Source organism: Curtobacterium sp. VKM Ac-2884 (assembly GCF_015350945.1).
Taxonomy (GTDB): domain Bacteria; phylum Actinomycetota; class Actinomycetes; order Actinomycetales; family Microbacteriaceae; genus Curtobacterium.
The window spans coordinates 771,408-789,671 of the sequence record NZ_JADKSA010000001.1; the positions used below are offsets into that span (position 1 = coordinate 771,408).

21 protein-coding genes are annotated in these 18,264 nt (G+C 69.8%); 11 read left to right on the top strand and 10 right to left on the bottom strand.

Annotated elements, in window-relative coordinates:
• Nucleotides 1-35: 35 nt before the first annotated feature.
• Together ITJ60_RS03790 and ITJ60_RS03795 are read right to left on the bottom strand one after the other, a co-directional pair.
• On the bottom strand, nt 36-638 hold the full coding sequence (locus ITJ60_RS03790; protein ID WP_194646966.1) for a response regulator: 603 nt from the start codon (nt 636-638) through the stop codon (nt 36-38).
• On the bottom strand, nt 635-1,717 hold the full coding sequence (locus ITJ60_RS03795) for a sensor histidine kinase (protein ID WP_194646967.1): 1,083 nt from the start codon (nt 1,715-1,717) through the stop codon (nt 635-637). Before ITJ60_RS03795 ends, ITJ60_RS03790 begins: the two co-directional genes overlap by 4 nt.
• Before the next feature lie 164 nt (nt 1,718-1,881).
• Here ITJ60_RS03795 and ITJ60_RS03800 point away from each other — a divergent pair, with 164 nt between their 5' ends.
• From ITJ60_RS03800 to ITJ60_RS03815, 4 genes are read left to right on the top strand one after another with little or no spacing between them, the layout of a single operon-like run.
• Nucleotides 1,882-2,799, top strand: coding sequence for an ABC transporter ATP-binding protein (locus ITJ60_RS03800; protein ID WP_194646968.1), 918 nt, complete (start codon nt 1,882-1,884; stop codon nt 2,797-2,799).
• On the top strand, nt 2,796-3,491 hold the full coding sequence (locus tag ITJ60_RS03805; protein ID WP_194646969.1) for an ABC transporter permease: 696 nt from the start codon (nt 2,796-2,798) through the stop codon (nt 3,489-3,491). The genes ITJ60_RS03800 and ITJ60_RS03805 overlap by 4 nt, the downstream gene beginning before the upstream one ends.
• Before the next feature lie 28 nt (nt 3,492-3,519).
• A complete protein-coding gene (locus tag ITJ60_RS03810) occupies nt 3,520-3,930 on the top strand; it encodes a hypothetical protein (protein ID WP_194646970.1) in 411 nt (136 codons plus the stop codon).
• Entirely contained in the window at nt 3,927-4,238 is a 312-nt protein-coding gene (locus tag ITJ60_RS03815; protein ID WP_194646971.1) for a transcriptional regulator, read from the top strand. Before ITJ60_RS03810 ends, ITJ60_RS03815 begins: the two co-directional genes overlap by 4 nt.
• A gap of 67 nt (nt 4,239-4,305) precedes the next feature.
• On the opposite strand, the gene ITJ60_RS03820 is transcribed toward ITJ60_RS03815, so the two are convergent.
• From ITJ60_RS03820 to ITJ60_RS03845, 6 genes are all read right to left on the bottom strand, one after another.
• Entirely contained in the window at nt 4,306-4,473 is a 168-nt protein-coding gene (locus ITJ60_RS03820; protein ID WP_194626511.1) for a hypothetical protein, read from the bottom strand.
• Nucleotides 4,474-4,574: 101 nt separating this feature from the next.
• A complete protein-coding gene (locus ITJ60_RS03825) occupies nt 4,575-5,333 on the bottom strand; it encodes a class I SAM-dependent methyltransferase (RefSeq protein ID WP_194646972.1) in 759 nt (252 codons plus the stop codon).
• Nucleotides 5,330-5,857, bottom strand: a complete 528-nt coding sequence (locus tag ITJ60_RS03830; protein ID WP_194646973.1) for a DUF5819 family protein — start codon at nt 5,855-5,857, stop codon at nt 5,330-5,332. Before ITJ60_RS03830 ends, ITJ60_RS03825 begins: the two co-directional genes overlap by 4 nt.
• Nucleotides 5,858-5,865: 8 nt before the next feature.
• Complete coding sequence (locus tag ITJ60_RS19240; protein WP_194646974.1) at nt 5,866-7,680, bottom strand: alpha/beta fold hydrolase; 1,815 nt, start codon at nt 7,678-7,680, stop codon at nt 5,866-5,868.
• A gap of 220 nt (nt 7,681-7,900) precedes the next feature.
• Nucleotides 7,901-8,083, bottom strand: coding sequence for a hypothetical protein (locus ITJ60_RS03840; protein ID WP_194646975.1), 183 nt, complete (start codon nt 8,081-8,083; stop codon nt 7,901-7,903).
• Entirely contained in the window at nt 8,083-8,268 is a 186-nt protein-coding gene (locus tag ITJ60_RS03845) for a hypothetical protein (RefSeq protein WP_194646976.1), read from the bottom strand. The genes ITJ60_RS03840 and ITJ60_RS03845 overlap by 1 nt, the downstream gene beginning before the upstream one ends.
• A gap of 126 nt (nt 8,269-8,394) precedes the next feature.
• On the opposite strand from ITJ60_RS03845, the gene ITJ60_RS03850 reads away from it, so the two are divergent.
• From ITJ60_RS03850 to ITJ60_RS03865, 4 genes are all read left to right on the top strand, one after another.
• Entirely contained in the window at nt 8,395-9,666 is a 1,272-nt protein-coding gene (locus ITJ60_RS03850) for a sensor histidine kinase (protein ID WP_323749089.1), read from the top strand.
• Nucleotides 9,648-10,352, top strand: coding sequence for a response regulator (locus ITJ60_RS03855; RefSeq protein WP_194646977.1), 705 nt, complete (start codon nt 9,648-9,650; stop codon nt 10,350-10,352). The genes ITJ60_RS03850 and ITJ60_RS03855 overlap by 19 nt, the downstream gene beginning before the upstream one ends.
• 342 nt (nt 10,353-10,694) lie before the next feature.
• Nucleotides 10,695-11,576: an ABC transporter ATP-binding protein gene (locus ITJ60_RS03860; RefSeq protein ID WP_123341174.1), complete on the top strand. Its 882-nt coding sequence runs from the start codon at nt 10,695-10,697 to the stop codon at nt 11,574-11,576.
• Nucleotides 11,573-12,649: an ABC transporter permease gene (locus ITJ60_RS03865; RefSeq protein WP_194646978.1), complete on the top strand. Its 1,077-nt coding sequence runs from the start codon at nt 11,573-11,575 to the stop codon at nt 12,647-12,649. The genes ITJ60_RS03860 and ITJ60_RS03865 overlap by 4 nt, the downstream gene beginning before the upstream one ends.
• Before the next feature lie 137 nt (nt 12,650-12,786).
• On the opposite strand, the gene ITJ60_RS03870 is transcribed toward ITJ60_RS03865, so the two are convergent.
• Nucleotides 12,787-13,290, bottom strand: a complete 504-nt coding sequence (locus ITJ60_RS03870; RefSeq protein ID WP_123673676.1) for a flavin reductase family protein — start codon at nt 13,288-13,290, stop codon at nt 12,787-12,789.
• Entirely contained in the window at nt 13,287-13,802 is a 516-nt protein-coding gene (locus ITJ60_RS03875; RefSeq protein ID WP_194646979.1) for an NADPH-dependent FMN reductase, read from the bottom strand. Before ITJ60_RS03875 ends, ITJ60_RS03870 begins: the two co-directional genes overlap by 4 nt.
• A gap of 608 nt (nt 13,803-14,410) precedes the next feature.
• On the opposite strand from ITJ60_RS03875, the gene ITJ60_RS03880 reads away from it, so the two are divergent.
• The 3 genes from ITJ60_RS03880 to ITJ60_RS03890 are packed head-to-tail and all read left to right on the top strand — an operon-like array spanning nt 14,411 to nt 18,239.
• Nucleotides 14,411-15,592 carry a sugar ABC transporter substrate-binding protein gene (locus ITJ60_RS03880; RefSeq protein WP_194646980.1) on the top strand — a complete coding sequence of 394 codons (1,182 nt, stop codon included), beginning with the start codon at nt 14,411-14,413 and terminating at the stop codon, nt 15,590-15,592.
• Nucleotides 15,589-17,202, top strand: a complete 1,614-nt coding sequence (locus ITJ60_RS03885) for a sugar ABC transporter ATP-binding protein (protein ID WP_323749090.1) — start codon at nt 15,589-15,591, stop codon at nt 17,200-17,202. Before ITJ60_RS03880 ends, ITJ60_RS03885 begins: the two co-directional genes overlap by 4 nt.
• Nucleotides 17,202-18,239: an ABC transporter permease gene (locus ITJ60_RS03890; RefSeq protein WP_194646981.1), complete on the top strand. Its 1,038-nt coding sequence runs from the start codon at nt 17,202-17,204 to the stop codon at nt 18,237-18,239. The genes ITJ60_RS03885 and ITJ60_RS03890 overlap by 1 nt, the downstream gene beginning before the upstream one ends.
• Nucleotides 18,240-18,264: the final 25 nt, after the last annotated feature.

The window sequence follows — 18,264 nt, forward strand, 5'->3', positions numbered from 1 at the left end:
GCAGAGCGATGCACCCGCACTCAGGTCGGGTCAGGTCAGGCCCAGCCCCGCGCGCGCGCGGCGCGCGCCGCGGACAGACGAGACGAGGTCCCGGTCTTCGCCATGGCCGTCGAGAGGTAGTTCCGGACGGTGCCCGGCGCGAGGTGCAAGGCTGCCGCCATCTCGCGGACGCTCATCCCGAGCTCGGTCAACTCGAGCAGCTCCGACTCGCGATCGGTGAGCGGGCTGTCGTCCGACATCGCCGCCGCGGTGATTTCGGGGTCCACGTAGCGCCGGCCCGCCGCGAGCTCTTCCACCACCTCGAGGAGCTTGCCTGGTCCGACGTCCTTGGAGAGGAACCCGCGGACACCAGCACGCAACGCACGACGGAGTACTCCAGGTCGAGCGTGCTTCGTGACGATGAGCACGGCTGCGTCCGGTCGCGCAGCGAGGATCGCCGTGGCCGCATCGAGCCCGTCGAGGACCGGCATCTCCAGGTCGAGCACGACGACGTCCGGTGAGAGACGCGCGTGCGCGGCAACTGCCTCGGCCCCGTTCGCGCACTCGGCGACCACGTCGACCCCTTCTGCGTGCCCGATGAACGACACGAGCGCCGCGCGCAGGAGCGCTTCGTCCTCGGCGACGAGCACAGTCGTCACGCGACGACACCTCGGACTCGGAACACGTCGTCGACGACGCCACTCGAGAACGAACCGCCATCGGCTCGGAATCGGCCACCGAGCGTCGCGAGCCCTCGCGGCGCAGCAGCTGGCCGACACACACCGTCGTTCTCGACCAGCACGCTGTCGGAGGTGATCTCGATCCGCACCCACGTCGCCTGCGCGTGACGAAGGATGTTCGTCGCGCTCTCCCGGACGAGCTGACCGAAGAGCCTGTTCCGCTCGGGCGGCACGGTACCGCGAGCATCGACTTCGCATCGGATAGCGGCGGCGTCGAACAGGTTCACCGCGTTCGTCACCTCTTGTTCGAGCACGACCTCGCGCTCCCCGAAGGCGAGCGATCGACCGATCCGGATCGAGTCCTCGACGAGTTCGGACGCCGCGCGGAGCTCGTCCGCAGCCGCTCGGCCATCACGCTCGAGGAGTACCTCAGCCGTGGCGAGGCGCATCCGGAGCACGTGGAGGCTGTGTCCCTGCACGTCGTGGAGATCACTCGCGAACCGAACACGCTCTCGAAGGACAGCGAGCTCGGCTTCCGCCCGTCCCGCCGCGGCGATGCCCGAAGCAAGGCGCCAGGCGTAGCCGTTGAGGAGCACCACCCCATAGGCGGCACCGAAGCCGACGAACGCGATCACCGCGATGTCGAAGAAGGTACCGCCGTCATGGTCAGCCGACGCGACAAAGGTGGGCACGGCGATCAGCGCCGTCACCAGTACCGCCACGTGGACGACCACTCGACGGACGTGCGGCGTACGGAACGCGAGGACCAGTGCGACCGGGATGACCGTGAGGCCCTCTCCGGCGAGCGCGCCGACAGCCCAAAGCGGAGCGGTCAACACCACTCCGCTGGCGAAGAGCGCGCTCGGAGCGCGGCGGTCCCACCAGACTGCGAGCAGCGAGGCGACGGCCGCGCCGATCAGGAAGATCGCCCGCACGGTAATGTCCTCGACTCGCGGTGCCAGCGAAACGGCGGTCAGGGCCAGTGCAGCGACGAGGCTGAGCGTCGTGTAGCGGTGCAGTCGTCTCATTGGGTCCACATGCGGCAGCCCCACTGCCACTCGTCCACCCTGCCGAACAGCCTCTATCGCCATGGACATCCCCCGATATCTAACATTGTGTCGCCGACGTTCGCCCGAGCCTAGCGTCGCGACCTGACAATTGTCATGCGCGACGCTGCTGTCTGTCACTGTGCCAGAGCATCTTCGAGCCACAGACTGACTCCATGCATCCTGTTGCACTGGACCACGTCATCGAGGCCCGGGGCGTCAACCATCGCTTCGGGGGCAACCAGGTGCTCTGCCACGTCGATCTCGACGTCCCCGCCGGCCAAGTGACAGCCGTGCTCGGCACTAACGGAGCAGGGAAGTCGACCTTGTTCGACGTCCTTGAAGGCCACACCACCCCGGACCAGGGATCGGTCCGGGTGTTCGGCCTCGACCCTCGGGACCGCCGACAGGTGCACCGGCGGACGGGCGTCGTGCTCCAAGAAGGCGGCACCTCCCCGGACCTCTCCGTCACGCAGTGCCTCCGAGTACTCGGCGAGGTCTCCGGTAGACACGACGAGCTGGGCCGCGTGCTCGACCTCGTCGGCCTGACCGACCATGCTCGTCGTCCGGTGAAGTCACTCTCCGGCGGAGAGCGCCGACGACTCGACCTCGCCGCTGCCGTGTGGGGCGAACCGGAGCTCCTGCTTCTCGATGAACCGACGACTGGGCTGGACCCGGCAGCACGGTCCGGGATCTGGGCACACATCGACAGCCTCCGCGCACAGGGGACGACGGTGGTGGTCTCCACGCACTACCTCGAAGAAGCAGAACGGCACGCTGACCGCATCGTCCTCATGCACGCAGGCAGAATCGTCTCGGACGGCAGCGCGAGCGAGATCCTCGCGAGAGAGATTGGCGCCGTTTCGTTCCGGACGGATTCGGGATCCGCGATCATGGACCTCGAAGCCGTCCGCGACCACGACGGCCGCATGACGATCCGGACCGGCGACGTCCAGTCGACCGTCCGAGCGGTCTTCGCATGGTCAGACCGGACCGGCGCAAGCGTCGCGGACCTCACGACGGCCGCACCACGGCTCGAGGCCGTGTTCGACCGGCTCGGTCGCGACCAGCCCGGGGCGGAGACCGACCAGTGACCGCCATCGCCCGCGCCGAGCTGCTCATGTTGCTCCGGAACCGGACTGTCCTCGCGAGTGCAGTGCTCCTGCCGATCGCGTTCGGCGCGTTCTTCGTGTTCTCCGGAGCGCGCAACGGCTCAGCCGCGTACGCGAGTGCGTGCATCGTGGTCGGTCTCAGCGCGATGGGTACTTACTCCGTGTCCACCACGACGCTTGCGGCACGACGGCAGACCCACTTCTTGAAGCGCCTCCGGAGCACCGTGCCCTCCGATGTGCACATCCTGCTCGGGATGACGCTCCCCATCGTGGTCGTCAACCTCGTCCAGCTCGCGATAGTCCTGATCGTGCTGGGCGCGACCACGGGCGATCCGCTCGCGCACCCGTGGTTGCTCGGCGTCACGGTCATCGCCGCTGAGGCGATGTTCATTGCCCTCGCGATGGCCACTGCGGGAGTGACCGGTTCGCCGGAGAGCGCGCAGTACACGTGCCTCCCGGTGTTCATGGGCACCATCGTCGTGGCCGTGTGGGCCCTCATGTCGGGCCAACCGATCGCCGGGTGGCTCCCCGGTGGGGGAATCGCGCTGCTCGCCGAGGCGTCGTGGACCGGGGACCTCGGGGCGACTTGGCTGTTCCTGCTGCCCACGTTCGGCTGGGTGGCACTCGGCGGGTTCGTGGCGAAGCTGGTGTTCCGCTGGGAGATCAGGTCCTGACCCGAGTACACGTTTAGGATCTATGAACATGAGTGCTCTCGATCGATCCTCCGGACCCGAAGCTCGCCTCGGACACGGCCGCGGATGGCAGTCCCCGGTGTTCCTGTGCAGTGCCGTGGTCGTCGCTGCGTTCGTGTTCCTCGTCGAAGGACTGGGCGCCCCCCGACTCCTCAGCCTCGTCATCGCAGCAGCGGTCGTAGTCGCACTCTGGCTCGTGGCCGCTACTCGACGCGTCGTGCCACGAGGCGGCAACAAGCTTATGACAGCAGCGTGGGTGACCACCGGCATCCTGTACCTGCTCGCCGTCGCGCCACTCGAAGCCCTGCTACTGCGAGGCCTCGACGCCCCCGCTTCAGTGGCGGCCTGGGGAGCGACGTCGTTGGTCGTCGCCGCACCCCTTATCGTGGCTGCGGTGCTCGCACGGCCGCATCGCCGATGACACCGGGGCCGCACCCACGGCACGAGCTCGACGACCGGGTGCACTCACCGGTTCGGTTCTCGCTGCTGGCCCTGCTCCGCACGGTCGACGAAGCCGAGTTCAGCGCGGTCCGCGATGCCCTCGAAGTCAGTGACTCCACGCTGTCGCAGGCCGCCACCGTCCTCCGGGACGCCGGCTTCGTCAGGGTTCGTCGGTTGCGGGTCGGACGCAGTACACGGAGCTGGCTCGCAATCACGGACGACGGGCGCGACGCCTTCGAGCATCATCTGACCGTGCTGCGGACCATCGCAGACCCGCATTCCACCTGAGACGGCACAGCGAATGATCGACCGGACGACCGGACGGACCCACTCGGACCGCCCGGTCGTGGCGTACTCAGTCGAGCGTGGTGACAATCAGTTGCGCAACGCCGACACCGGCCAAGAAGAACGTCGGCGTTCCCATCACGACGTCTGCGGACGAGTCGACCAACGCTGCGCGGTCTCGGGAGGTTCTCGCTTCGTGAACGCTGGCCTGCTCGGTGATGCTCTCGATCAATGTCATCGTGTTCTCCTTGTGTTCAGTGGATCCGGTCCGGCACGAAGCGCCGGACCGGTGGCGGGGCCGAGCCGGTCGGCTCGGCCCCTCGCCCTCGCCCGGTGGGGTCAGTGAGCCCGGAACACGAGGACGTCGTGTACGGACGGCCGGTCGGCCGGCTGTCCGCTGAGATCGGTGTAGTGGCCCTCGAGCCGCAGCCCTGCGGCATCTGCCCACCGGACCAGGTCGGCGACGTCGGCCAGGCGGACCGATTCGCTTCGTCGAATGAGGCGGTCTCCGTCGATCCAGACCTGGTCGGCGTGGAAGACGTCATCGACGACCGAGCCGAACGAGACCAAGCCTCGTGTGCGCCCGGGGTACGGCGCGAAGACGGCGCCCGGGCCATCCGGGCCGAAGAACCCGCGGACAAGCTCTGCGTTCTGTGTCTCGACGACCAGCACCCCGCCCTGCCGCAGCGCGGCTGCGGCAGTCAGGAACACCTCGGCCTCCGCACCGGGATCGATGCTCATCCCGATGGTGTTGCAGACACAGAGCACCATGTCGAACCGTTCCTCAGTCCGGAACGCCCGGATGTCGGCCGTGATGCCGCACACGTCCAGGCCGAGTGCGGTGGCTTCGAGACGCGCGAGCATCTCGGAGGACGCATCGACCCCGACCAGCGAGGCGTTCGAACCGCGCTCGCGGAGGACACGAGCGAGCGGCACGAGCACGCGTCCGGTCCCGACACCCAACTCGAGCACAGACGGAGTCGCCTCGTCGACGAGCGCGAGCACCCACCGCACCATGTCGTCGGTGAACGACGCTCTCGGGATGAGGTCGTCGTAGATGTCAGCGAACTGTGCCCCGTAGTCGGTCACGTCGGTCATGCGCTCACCGCTGCAGAGTCGGCAGGCTCGGTGACGAGTATCCGCCGAGACACGAACAGCACCGCGGGGTCGATCGACTCATCGAAGCCCGTACTCGTGGCGATGCAGAACTGGACATCGTCGGACGCCGCCAGTTCTGGACGGACGTCCGCGAGGCGCCGCACGTAGCCCTCGAGCACTCGATAGGGCGGTTGCTCGTTGACCGAGAGCCCATCCACGGAGCGGAACACACTGAGCAGATCGGTCATGACGTCGAAGACGGCCTTCTGCACCCGGTGCTCGGGAAACCAGACCGCGTGCCGCAACGTCCGATCTACCGGTGGGTGGAGGTCGATCCAGCTGGTCGTCGATCCTCCGGCGTCGAGCCCGCGAGCGAAGAGGTGGTAGTCGGTCGTGGCGGGCTTGGGCGCGAAGAACCTCCAACTCGGTACGAGTGCGAACAGATCGACTTCGCGGACTCGACCGAACCCGTTGCCCGGCAGCTGCGTGAAGACCGTCGCGGCGAGATGCGCCCCGAACGCCATCGGGGCGATCATGCGGCTGCCTCCTCGTGCGACTCCGGACGGAACCCGGAACCGGATCGCGCTCCGTCGCCGCGGACCACGGTGTACGCACCGCCGGGTCCGAGGTCGTCGAGGAACGCGCGGAGCGTCTGTGCGAGTCGCGCTGCATGGTCAGGATTCGTCAACATCGAGTCATGTGTAACGTCGTCGATGACCACGTTCCTCACGAGGGCGTTTCCGGCGTGCGCGTCGATGATCTCGTTGTGCAGGGCGAGGATGTCCGGATCACCCTGGAGCGTCCGCCCTGCGCTCACCAGTAGCGCCGCCACCGATGCGTTCGGCCCCACCGGGGCACCCTGCGCGAGGTCGTGTCGCATCGCGGTCCACTCCTTTCGACCCGCGCGCCAGAGCCGGCCGTCCCGGAATTGGTCGGCCGCCCGCGCCTGAGCGTCGGACGGGAGCGTGCGAATCCACGCCGGGACGGTGAGGAAGGTCCCGAGGGACAACCGGGTCGAGATATCGAACGACGCGAGGTTGTCAGAGAAGTCGCGCACGGTCGCTCGCTGCGCTTCGGAACGACTCAGCTGATCCGGGTGCGTGGGATCGAGGTAGACCACGCCCGCGATCGCATCCGATGTCTCGGCGACCCGCCGCACGATCTCGCCGCCGAGGGAGTGCCCGACGAGGACGACGCCTGGATGGTCCGAGCGGACGGAGCGAACCAGGGCAGCGAGGTTCGTGGCTGCTCGCGACACGGACACGTCCCCGCCGTCGGCATCACCGCTTGCTCCGTAGCCCGGACGACAGTACGCGACGGTGGCGTACCCGGCCTCGTGGAGTGATCGGCGGAGCCAGGCGTAGTGCTCCGGCAGCCCAAGGAGCCCGCTCTCGAACACGACGATGGGCTTGGAGTCGTCGCCCGGCACCACTTCGACCCCGAGCCGCGCGCCGGAGTCCACCTGCATCGTGGTCTGGTTCCGCACCCGCTGACGGCGGAGGATCGATGCGATCATCGACACGGCCATCGCACCACCGGTCGCTGTGACCGCCATCACCGGAGTGGCCGTCGACATCCCCGTGCGCCGGTCCTTGGTCGTGGCCGTCAGGTGCGGGTGCATGCTGGCGAACGCGAAGACGAAGCGCCACAGCCCCATGGCGTGTCCGTTGACGAGGTGGAAGGCCAGGGCACCAGTCATGAGGCCTCGGACGGCAGCTGGCGGGAGGACGTAGACCACCGGGAAGGCACACTCGAAGCCGAGGACCGTCCAGGTCAGCGCGCGTCCGATGGCCGGATGCCGGTCCAGCAGTCGCCACATTCGCTCGTTCCCGTAAGCACGAGTCCGCAGGATGTCGGTGACGGCACTCCCATCCCGCCAGGACCCACCTGCGAGCTTGATCCAGCCGGCCGCGGTGTACGACAAGCAGGACTGGAGCGAGACGTTCCAGACGGCCGCGTCGACGACCCGTGGTCTCGTCTGTCCGAGGCGTGCCACGCCGTTGCTGATCTGGACCACTGCGGTGGCCTGGTCAGCGCCGTCGCTTCCGTACCGCTCGCGCGGCGAGAGGAGCGCCGTGCTCAAGCCGCTGGCGAGACTCGCAGCAGCCCTGACGAGCCGCCACTTCGGAGGAGCGACGAGCAACGTCGCGTTCGAGACCACCCTGATCACGTGCATCGCCGTGTTGACACGGTCGCGAGCGACCAGGTCGAGTCCGGCCCGCACGATCCGAGGGGCTCCGGCATAGGTCTGGCGGGAGATGCTCCAGTCCGTGAGCATCGGCGCTCGACGGGCCGAGTTGTAGAGAGTCTCAGCGCTGGCGAGCAGTGCGGGGACCGCTCCGATCACCTCGGATCGGTACAGCGTCGAGCCGACGGTCCGTTCGGTCGCCCGGGGAGCGACGATCCTCGCCCGTGACGATGGAAGCCTTGACATGAGTCTCGATCTCACCTTTACTGTTCATGAACGTCAAATACTCGACCCTCGCCGACACATCCACGGAAAACCGGCGCCGTGGAGATGGTCCAGGGCGACCCTGACCGAGCGGGGTCGCCCTGGACGACGAACGTCAACCGCCGCAGTCGGCCTTGCCCTTGTTGTAGGCCGCCACCAGGGCGTTCGCGACGCCGAGCGTCGCGACGACGGCCGGGAGACCGAGTTCTGGCCGCCGAGGGGTTGGCTCAATGGACGCGTTGTCCGTGTCCCACTCGGTCTCGTCGAGGATCTCGGCGATCTTCATCTGGACGGACATCAACCTGCCTGCCTTCCTGCGTCGTAGAACGCCGCGACGAGTGTGGCCCCGCCCCAGAAGGCGATCGCCGGTGTGCCGAGGACCGGATGGTTCCGCTCGACGTCGATGACCGCCCGGCTGGTGTCCGGCGCGGGCATCGTGGCTAGCCGCTGTGCGACCATCTGCAAGACGCGATCGTCCTTCACGCGTCACCCCTTTTCTGTTGGTTGTCGTGACCCCAACGGGAGTCTGGCCTCCTGGACCTGCTGGCTGTAGTGACGAATGTCACGAACGAGCTGGAGCGTTCGGCGCGGTCCGCTAGCGTGTCGGCCGTGGGGTCAGAGCAATGGAGACGGTTACCCGTCGGCCCGACCAAGCTGCGCAGCGACGCAGTCTTCGCGGTCGGCTTCGCCGCTGCGCTCGCGATCACCACCGTCCTGTACGGGGCGTCCGGCATCTACGGCGACGACCAGGCTGCCTGGTGGGTCTCGGCCCTGATGATCATCGCGAACGCCGTCCCGATCGCGTTCCGCCGCCGGTTCCCGATGTCCGCTGCCGTGGTGTCCGCGCTGGCGTTCGCGGCCACGCAGCTGCTGCACGTGCCCGAGGTGTTCCTGGTCAACTTCACCCTGTTCATCTCGCTGTACTCCGTCGGCGCTTGGTGCGCCGACCGGGTGCGGGCCGAGGTGGTCCGGTGGGTCGTCATCGGCGGGATGTTCGCGTGGCTGTTCCTCGCGATCTCGTTCGGGTGGGCGGTGCCGAACGCGCTGCCGAACGACGCGGGTTCCCTCATCCCGCCGTACATCGCGTACTCGCTCCTGAACATCGTGATCAACGTCATCTACTTCGGCGCCGCCTGGTACGCGGGCAACCGGGCGTGGGCCTCGGCGGTCGCCCGGCACCAGCTCGACGAACGCACCGCGGAGCTCGCGGCCGAACGGGAGCGCAGCGCCGCACAGGCCGTGACGATCGAGCGGGTCCGGATCGCCCGCGAACTGCACGACGTCGTCGCGCACCACGTGTCCCTGATGGGCGTGCAGGCCGGCGCGGCCCGACGGGTCATCGACCGTGATCCCGCGCAGGCGACGGCATCGCTCGGCGTGGTGGAGGAGAGCGCGCGCACGGCTGTCGAGGAACTCCGGCGGATGCTCGGCACCCTGCGGTCGGCGGACGAGCCGGGCGCCGGTGACCGCGGTGCCGGGGACGCTCCGAGCACCGAGGGCATCGCCCGCATCGTCGAGCTCGCCGAGTCCGCCCGGGTCGCCGGTCACCCGACCGAGTACGTGGTCGTGGGCGACGAGCGTCCCGTGCCGCCGACGGTCGCCGCCGTCGCGTACCGGATCGTGCAGGAGGCCGTGACGAACGTCCTGAAGCACGCCGGCCCCACCGCTCGCGCGGACGTCCGGCTCCGGTACCTGGACGACGGCGTCGAGGTCGAGGTGACCGACGACGGACACGGCGACCGTGCTGCGCGGAATCCGTCGGGCAGCGGCCTCGGGCACATCGGCATGCGGGAGCGGGTCGCTGCGGTGGACGGACGGATCGAGATCGGGCCACGCGCCCGGGGAGGCTACCTGGTGCGGGCATGGCTGCCGACGACGTGAACGACACGAACGACCAGAACGGCACGACCGACCTGACGATCGTGCTCGCCGACGACCAGGAGCTGGTGCGGGCCGGGTTCCGCGTGATCCTGGAGTCCGAGCCGGGGTTCCGGGTGGTCGGCGAGGCCCCCGACGGCGCCCGTGCGGTCGAGGCCGTCCGGACCCTGCGCCCCGACGTGGTGTGCCTCGACGTGCAGATGCCCGGCGTCGACGGGCTCGAGGCCGCACGGCGGATCGCAGCGTTGCCGGACCCGCCGGCGGTGCTCATCCTGACGACGTTCGACAGCGACGACGCACTGTTCCAGGCGCTCGAGGCGGGTGCCAGCGGCTTCCTGCTGAAGAACGCCTCCCCCGAACGGCTGATCGACGCCGTCCGGACCGTCGCCGCCGGGGACGCCCTGCTCGCGCCCGACGTCACGCGCCGGGTGATCAGCCGGGCGACGGCCGCGCCGGTGGCGAGCGCGCGGACCGCGGACGGCGCGCTGGCAGCCGCCGGGCTCACCGAGCGCGAGACCGAGGTGCTCCGGCTGCTCGCCCGGGGGTTCAGCAACGCCGAGATCGCCGCCGAGCTGTACGTCGGCGACGCCACCGTGAAGACCCACGTGTCGAACGTGCTGCAGAAGCTCGCGCTGCGCGACCGCATCCAGGCGGTCGTCTGGGCGTTCGAGCACGGCGTCGCCGGCTGACCGAGCCCGACTCGCCGACCGGCTGCCGCCGCGAAGTCCGACGTTCCACGAGACGTTCGACGCGTGGAACGTCGGAAGATGCACACGCATTGCGTGCGGGTGCATGTTCCGACAGAACGTGAGTCGTTCGACGCGTGGAACGTCGGAAGATGCACACGCATCCGGCCTGGAGGCACGTCACGGCACCGCGGGACGACGCCGCCCGCCCGCCCCGCCCACCGGCTCCCCCGCGCGGTGGAGCCGACCACCCACCCAAGTCCCGCCGGATGGCGGAGGCGCCCCGGGCCTCCCGGCCAATAGCGTCGACGCAGGCGGCGCAGGCCGTCGCGAGAGGGGTACGACATGCTCACCATCGAAGGGGTGACGAAGCACTTCGGCGACCGCCGGGTGCTCGACGACGTGGGGTTCACGGTCGGCAACGGCCGCCTCACCGGGTTCGTCGGCGGCAACGGCGCCGGCAAGACGACCACCATGCGCATCATGCTCGGCGTGCTGCAGGCCGACGCGGGATCCGTCTCGATCGACGGCACCGCGGTCCGGCCCGCCGACCGCCGCCGTTTCGGCTACATGCCCGAGGAACGCGGGCTGTACCCGAAGATGCCGGTGGCCGAGCAGATCACCTACATGGCCCGGTTACACGGCGTCGACAAGCGCGCGGCGACCACGCGGACCACCGAGTTGCTCGAACGGCTCGAGCTGACCGGCCACGCCGACGACGCCGTCGAGAAGCTGTCGCTCGGCAACCAGCAGCGGGTGCAGATCGCCGCGGCCCTGGCTCACGACCCCGAGGTGCTGGTGCTCGACGAGCCGTTCTCGGGCCTCGACCCGATGGCGGTCGACACCGTGCTCGGCGTCCTGCGCGAGACCGCGGCGCGCGGGGTCCCGGTGCTGTTCTCGAGCCACCAGCTGGACGTCGTCGAACGGCTCTGCGACGACGTCGTCGTGATCGCTGGCGGCACCATCCGTGCCGCCGGCCCGCAGGACGAACTCCGCAAGCAGGCCGGCCCCGCCGCCTGGGAGCTGCTGGTCGACGGCGACGTCGCCTGGCTCCGCGACGAGCCCGGTGTGACGGTCCGCGAGTTCGACGGCGGCTACGCCGTCTTCGAGGCCGACCCGTCCACCGCCCAACACGTCCTGCAGCGGGCCGTCCAGCAGGGCACCGTCGGGTCGTTCGCCCCGCGGGTCCCGCGGCTCAGCGAGGTCTTCCGGGAGGTCATCCGATGAACGACTCCTTCGTGCAGGCCGTGCGGCTCGTCTCCGCACGCGAGATCCAGGCACGCATCCGCAGCAAGGCCTTCGTGGTCTCCGCCCTCATCCTGATCGGCATGGTCGTCGCGTCCATCGTGGTCGGCGGCATCGTCGGCAAGGCCACCGCCGACGACACCACGCCGGTCGCCGTGGTCGACGGCGTCTCGCTGCCCACCACGAGCGGGCTCGACATCACGAAGTCCGGTTCCGTGGCCGACGCAGAACGGCTCGTGCGGGACGGCGACGTCGACGCGGCGATCGTGCCGTCCGACGACCCGCTCGGCTACAAGGTCGTCGGCCTCGACGAGGCCCCGACCGACGTCGTCTCCGCACTGAGCGTCACACCGCGGATCGAGCTGCTCGACCCGGACGCGCTGCCCGGCGGACTCGTCTACCTCATCGCCATCGCGTTCGGCGTCGTGTACTTCGCCTCGGCCGTGACCTTCGGCCAGTCGATCGCGCAGAGCGTGGTCGAGGAGAAGTCGACCAGGGTCGTGGAGATCCTGATGTCCGCGATCTCGGCCAGGGCGCTGCTCGCCGGCAAGGTCCTCGGCAACAGCGTGATGGCGTTCGCGCAGATCGTCGCCGTGGCCATCGCCGCGGTCGTCACCCTGGCGGTGACCGGGCAGGACAACATGTTCTCGATGCTCGGCCCCAGCATCCTGTGGTTCGTCGGGTTCTTCGCCGTCGGCTTCGTGCTCATCGCGTCGCTCTTCGCCGCGGCGGCCGTGCTGGTGTCGCGGCAGGAGGACGTCGGCAGCGTCACCACGCCGGTGATGATGCTCGTGATGATCCCGTACATCCTGATCATCGTCGCGTACAACAACCCGACGGTGCTCGGCATCATGTCGTACGTGCCGTTCAGTGCACCGATCGGCATGCCGATGCGGATCTTCCTCGGCACGGCCGAGTGGTGGGAGCCGATCCTGTCGCTCCTGATCGTGGTCGCCGCGGTGGTCGTGGTCGTCCTGGTGGGCGCCCGCGTCTACGAGAACGCGCTGCTGCGGACGGGCAGTCGCGTGAAGCTGACGGAGGCGTTGCGCGGCTGACGCCGCGGTGTGGACGGGAGGCCCGGATCACGTGAGCAGACCGCTCACGTGGGACGGGCCTCCTGTCCGTTGCCCGGTGCCGGTCCGGCACGCAGCACCGGTCCGGCACGCAGCGCCGGTCAGGCACGCAGCGCCGGTCAGGCGCTCAGCGTCGCGAAGGCGGACCGGTGCCAGACCAGCGGGCTGTGCGCGAAGTCGGACATGAGTCCGAGCACGCGGAGCACGACGATGTCGTGGTCGCCGGCGGGGTAGGTGTGCTCGACCGAGCACTCCAGCCAGATCGGGGCCCCCTGCAGGAAGACCGCTCCGGTGTCGGCGACCGTCGTGTCGACCCCGACGAACCGGACCGACTTGTCGCGTGAGGCGAGCTGCCGCGTGACCTGCGCGTGCCCCTCGCCGAGGATCGAGACGCCGATCGTGCCGGCGTCGCGGAGCACCGGCCACGTGGTCGAGGTGTGCTGCACGGCGAACATCACCAGCGGTGGGTCCTGCGAGACCCCGACGGTGAAGGACGACGCGACGAGCACGGTCGGTTCCCCGTCCACGACGGCGGACAGTGCGGCGACACCGCAGGGGAAGCCCGAGAACGCCTGCTTGAGTGCGGACAGGTCCGGGGCCTCGGTGGAGTAGGGGCTGATCATGACGCGGTTCCTTCCTGGTGGCTGGCGGTCGCACCGAGGACGACGTCCCGCCAGCGGGTGAGCCAGACGTCGGTCGATGCGGGGTCCGAGTACTGCTTGTCGTTCAGGTACAGGGCGGGGGCGGGGACGGTCGCGCCGAGTTCGACCAGCACCGGTTTGAGGAAGACCTCCGGTGCGAGCGCGTGGGCCGGACCGGCACCGAGCATGAGCGGTACCGCGACGACCCCGGCGAGCCCGTCACCGGTGCCGAACTGGTCGAGGAACAGCTTGAGCACCCCGGTGTAGGTCGCCTTGAACGTCGGCGACGCGACGATCACGAGGTCGGAGCCGGCGACGGTCCGGACGGCGTCGGACACCGCCGTGTCGCCCCAGCCGAGCAGGCCGGCGCCGAGGTCGATGACGTCGACGACGTGGTCGGGGGCGCGACCGGTGAGGCGTTCGAGCACGACCGTCGCGGCGTCGAGCGTCCGTGAGGCCGGCTTGGGGTTGCCGGCGACGACGGTGGTGATCATCGGGGTGCTCCTGTCGTGGTGGCTGGTGTGCTCGTGCAGTCCACCGCTCGTTCGTTTCGCCGCCGTGCCGGATCCGTATCGGCTGGGTTACGCCAGCGGCCCCCGGACCGGCCACGCCGGAATGTCCCGGTCAGCGCGGCTGTGCGGCCGGGGCACCTGGGCATTCCGCCAGCCGCCGTGCGCGGCCGTCGCACCGAATTGTGAGAGCGCCGTTACCGGAAGTCGCCTCGGATGCGTCCGGCGTGTTTCGCCCCGCCGCCGCCGCCGCGTCACCGCCCGGATCCGCACGTGCACGGGCCTCGGTGGCGCAGTCGCTCCCCGCGGAACCACGCGGCGGACGCCCCGCGCGCACCATCGCCGCGGGTGGCCTAACACCAGCGAAACAAACGCCTAACAGGACCGTTACCGGGCGACCGCCTGCTGGCTCCCCACTGCCGTTACATTCGCATCAGCCCCACTGCAGCGGCCGGCGTCACCCCGACGCCCCGCCGCCGGTGAACGTCTCCCGGCTCCCAGCACACGCCACCCCGCGCCGCGGGGTGTTCGTCGTACCCGCTGCAGCTTCCCCGCACCTTCCCTGCTCCACCCGTCCAGGAGGTCCCCGACCGATGTCGTCCCCCGCACCGTCCCGAACGCGTCTTCCCCGCCCCGCGCTCCTCGCCGCCGCACTCTCCGGCGTGCTGTTCCTGTCCGCCTGCTCGGCCACCTCGACCGCGTCGACGAGCTCCGGCGACGACTCCGCCGGGGTCGAGCACGCCACGAGCCAGATCGAGGCCGCCAGCGTCGACCCCGAGTTCACCTTCGAGGGCGAGCCCTTCGACATGTCGGGGATCGCCGGCAAGACGATCTTCAACATCCCGAACTCGTCCGCCGTCCCCTTCATCACCGCGGTCGACGAGGCCGGCGAGAAGGTCGCCGAGCGGTACGGCGCGAAGTGGATCGAGTACACGAACCAGGGCACGCCCACCGAGCACTCCGCCGGCATCGACCAGGCGATCAGCCGAGGCGCCGACATCATCGTGCTGGCGCAGGGCGTCAACGGCGAACTCATCGTCCCGGCCCTGAAGCGTGCGAAGGCCGCGGGGATCCCCGTGCTGATCAGCCACACGTACCAGACCGGCGAGGCGCTGCCGGACCAGCTGCAGGACCTCGTCGCCGCGCAGGTGACCGCCCCGTTCCACGAGGCCGCGAAGCTCAACGCCGACTGGGCCATCAAGGAGACGAAGGGCCAGGGCGACGTCCTCATCATCACGTCCTCCGAGGTCCCGCCGTCCGACGGCATCGTGCAGGCGATGCAGGACGAGTTCGAGGCGCAGTGCGACGGCTGCAGCGTCAAGGTGACGAACGTGCCGGTCGCCGACTGGGCGACGAAGATCTCGTCGACGGTGCAGTCCGCCGTGCAGTCCAACCCGAACCTCGACTACGTGCTGCCGGTCTACGACTCGATGACCCTCTACGTCGAGGCCGGCGTGACCGCGGCGGGCAAGACCGGCCAGGTGTTCACCTCGTCGTACAACGGCACCCCCGCCGTGCTGAAGATCCTGCAGGACGGCAGCGTCCTCACGATGGACATCGGCGAGAACATGGAGTGGCTCGCGTACGCCACGCTCGACCAGGCCGGCCGTGTCCTGACCGACACCCCGATCATCGAGGACGGTGACGAGAAGACCCCGCTCAAGGTCTTCACGAAGGACAACGTCGACGAGACGGGCACCCCGCCGGCACCGAGCAAGGGCTACGGCGACGCGTACAAGACCGGCTACGAGGCCATCTGGGGCGCGGCCGAGTGAGCGGCGTGCCGGTGCTGCGGATCAGCGGACTCACGAAGCGCTTCGGCGGACTGACCGCCCTCGACGACGTCGACCTCGAGGTCCTGCCGGGCCAGGTCCACGCGCTCCTCGGCGAGAACGGCTCCGGCAAGTCGACCCTCATCAAGATCCTGTCCGGTACCTACGCGCCGGAGCCGGGAGCGACGATCGAGGTCCGTGGCGCCCGACTGCCCCTGCCGGTGCCGCCCGGGTACTTCCGCCGCGTCGGGATCAGCTTCGTCCACCAGGACCTCGCGCTCGTCCCGTCCCTGGGCGTGACCGAGAACCTGCGGCTCGCGACCGTCGTGGCCGGCCGGGGCCCCTTCGTCCGCTGGGGCGCCGAGCACCGCGCCGCCGCCGAGCTGTTCGCGCGGTACGGGGTCGACATCGACCCCCGCGCACGGATCGACGAGCTCTCCGACACCCAGAAGGCGCTCGTCGCGATCCTGCGAGCCGTCGCCGAACTCGGTGACGACCGAGCGCTCATCGTGCTCGACGAACCGACGGTGTTCCTGCCGAAGGAGGACGCCGACCTGCTGTTCCGCGTCGTGAAGGACTTGGTCGCGGACGGCCGCACCTCGGCACTGCTGGTGTCGCACGACATGTCGGAGGTCCTCGAGCACGCCGATCGGGTCACCGTCCTGCGGGCCGGCCGGGTCCAGGCGCACCGTGACACCGCCACGACGACGGCCGACGAACTCGTCGCGCTCATCGTCGGACGCGGGCTCGACGGCGCCGCAGCCAGGGCCCCGCGCCCGGCGACCACCGGTGACGCCGTCGTGGCGGTCCGCGACCTCCGAGTCGGTGTCGTCGACGGCCTGTCGTTCGACGTCGCCGACGGCGAGGTCGTCGGCATCACGGGCCTCGCCGGGTCGGGCGTCGAGGACGTGCTGCCCGGCCTGTACGGCGCACGACCCGCGACCGGTTCGCTCACCGTGCGGGACGACGGGGTGCAGGCCGCCCCGACCGACCTGACCCGGGTCTCACCCGGTTCCTCCATCGCCCGCCGTGTCGTGTACGTCCCCGCCGACCGCAAGCGCGAGGGCGGGGCGCTCACCCTGTCCGTCGAGCAGAACGTCACCCTGCCCGTCCTCGGGAAGCTCCGAGGACTGCTCGGCCTCTCCCCCGGGCGGGAACGGTCGCACGTCGCGGGACTGGTCCGCGACTACGACGTCCGACCCGCCGACCCGTCCGCCCTGTTCGGCACGCTGTCCGGCGGCAACCAGCAGAAGGCCGTCCTGGCGAAGTGGATGCAGGACGACCCCCGGCTCGTGCTGCTGCAGGAACCGACCCAGGGCATCGACGTCGGAGCCCGCGCGGCCATCTTCTCGATGCTCCGCCGGAGTGCGGAGCAGGGCGTCGCCATCGTCTGCGCCTCCACCGACTACGACCAGCTCGCGCAGCTGTGCGACCGCGTCGTCGTCCTCGCCCACGGCCGCGTGCACGACGTGCTGACCGACGAGCGCGTCGACCGCGACGTCATCGCGGCCGCGGTCGTGGCCAGCCTCGTCGACGCGGCCGAACCCGCTGCGCCGTCCGCCGCTGCTCCGTCCCCTGCTGCTGTTCCCTCCCTCGTCAAGGAGAACGCCTGATGTCCACCACCGCCGACCCCGTCCTCGAGACCTCGATCGTCCGTCCGACCCGCCCGCGCTTCTCGTGGGGGCACACCGAGCGGTACGCCCTGCTCGGTGCCTGGCTCGTCATCGTCATCGCCTTCAGCATCGCGCTGCCCGACACGTACCCGACCCTCGGCAACCTGCAGAACATCCTCGGGTCCCAGTCGGTGCTGCTCATCCTGGCGCTCGGGTTCCTCTTCCCGCTGACCGCGGGCGAGTTCGACCTGTCCGGCGCCTCGACGATGTCGCTCTCCGCCATGACCATCGCCGTGCTCAACGCGAAGATGGACGTCCCGCTCGTGCCCGCGATCGTCGCCGGTCTCGTCATCGGCGTCGTGGTGGGGCTCGTCAACGGCCTGCTCACCGTCGGGTTCCGCATCGACTCGTTCATCGTCACGCTGGGCACCTCGACGTTCATGATCGGGATCATCCAGTGGATGAGCGCCTCGTCGTCGGTGACGGGCATCGACCCCGCGCTCGTGCAGGCCACGGTCGGGTGGCGCGGGCTCGCCGGCCTGCCGCTCGCGTTCGTCTACGGCCTGATCGCCACCGTCGTCGTCCTGGTCGTGCTGAGCGCCACCCCGGTCGGCCGACGGCTGCTGTTCGTCGGCACCGGCCGCACCGTCGCCGAGCTGTCCGGGCTGAACGTCCGACGCCTCCGGGTCGGTGCGTTCGTCGGCGCCGGTCTCACCGCCGCGGTCGCCGGGGTCGTCTACGCCGGCACGCTCGGCGGCGCGGACCCGTCGAGCGGACAGTCGTTCCTGCTCCCGGCGTTCGCCGCCTGCTACCTCGGCGCGACCGCCGTCGTCCCGGGCCGGTTCAACGCGATCGGCACCTTCATCGCCGTGTACTTCCTGTTCTCCGGGGTCGTCGGCCTGCAGATGCTCGGCGCCGACAACTTCGTGCAGCAGCTGTTCTACGGCGGCGCGCTCATCGTCGCCGTGGCCGTGTCGCAGACCATCCGGCGGCACTCCGTCGCGACCGCCGCCAAGGCCGCCGCGAAGCGTTCCTGACCCACCTCGTCCTCCCCCTCCCTGC

Coding starts and splice junctions, on each gene's coding strand:
- ITJ60_RS03815 (WP_194646971.1), top strand. CDS start 3,927: ATGACACCGGGGCCGCACCCACGGCACGAGCTCGACGACCGGGTGCAC.
- ITJ60_RS03875 (WP_194646979.1), bottom strand. CDS start 13,802: ATGATCACCACCGTCGTCGCCGGCAACCCCAAGCCGGCCTCACGGACG.
- ITJ60_RS03825 (WP_194646972.1), bottom strand. CDS start 5,333: ATGACCGACGTGACCGACTACGGGGCACAGTTCGCTGACATCTACGAC.
- ITJ60_RS03870 (WP_123673676.1), bottom strand. CDS start 13,290: ATGATCAGCCCCTACTCCACCGAGGCCCCGGACCTGTCCGCACTCAAG.
- ITJ60_RS03820 (WP_194626511.1), bottom strand. CDS start 4,473: ATGACATTGATCGAGAGCATCACCGAGCAGGCCAGCGTTCACGAAGCG.
- ITJ60_RS03890 (WP_194646981.1), top strand. CDS start 17,202: ATGTCCACCACCGCCGACCCCGTCCTCGAGACCTCGATCGTCCGTCCG.
- ITJ60_RS03880 (WP_194646980.1), top strand. CDS start 14,411: ATGTCGTCCCCCGCACCGTCCCGAACGCGTCTTCCCCGCCCCGCGCTC.
- ITJ60_RS03865 (WP_194646978.1), top strand. CDS start 11,573: ATGAACGACTCCTTCGTGCAGGCCGTGCGGCTCGTCTCCGCACGCGAG.
- ITJ60_RS03800 (WP_194646968.1), top strand. CDS start 1,882: ATGCATCCTGTTGCACTGGACCACGTCATCGAGGCCCGGGGCGTCAAC.
- ITJ60_RS03855 (WP_194646977.1), top strand. CDS start 9,648: ATGGCTGCCGACGACGTGAACGACACGAACGACCAGAACGGCACGACC.
- ITJ60_RS03860 (WP_123341174.1), top strand. CDS start 10,695: ATGCTCACCATCGAAGGGGTGACGAAGCACTTCGGCGACCGCCGGGTG.
- ITJ60_RS03830 (WP_194646973.1), bottom strand. CDS start 5,857: ATGGCGTTCGGGGCGCATCTCGCCGCGACGGTCTTCACGCAGCTGCCG.
- ITJ60_RS03810 (WP_194646970.1), top strand. CDS start 3,520: ATGAGTGCTCTCGATCGATCCTCCGGACCCGAAGCTCGCCTCGGACAC.
- ITJ60_RS03840 (WP_194646975.1), bottom strand. CDS start 8,083: ATGTCCGTCCAGATGAAGATCGCCGAGATCCTCGACGAGACCGAGTGG.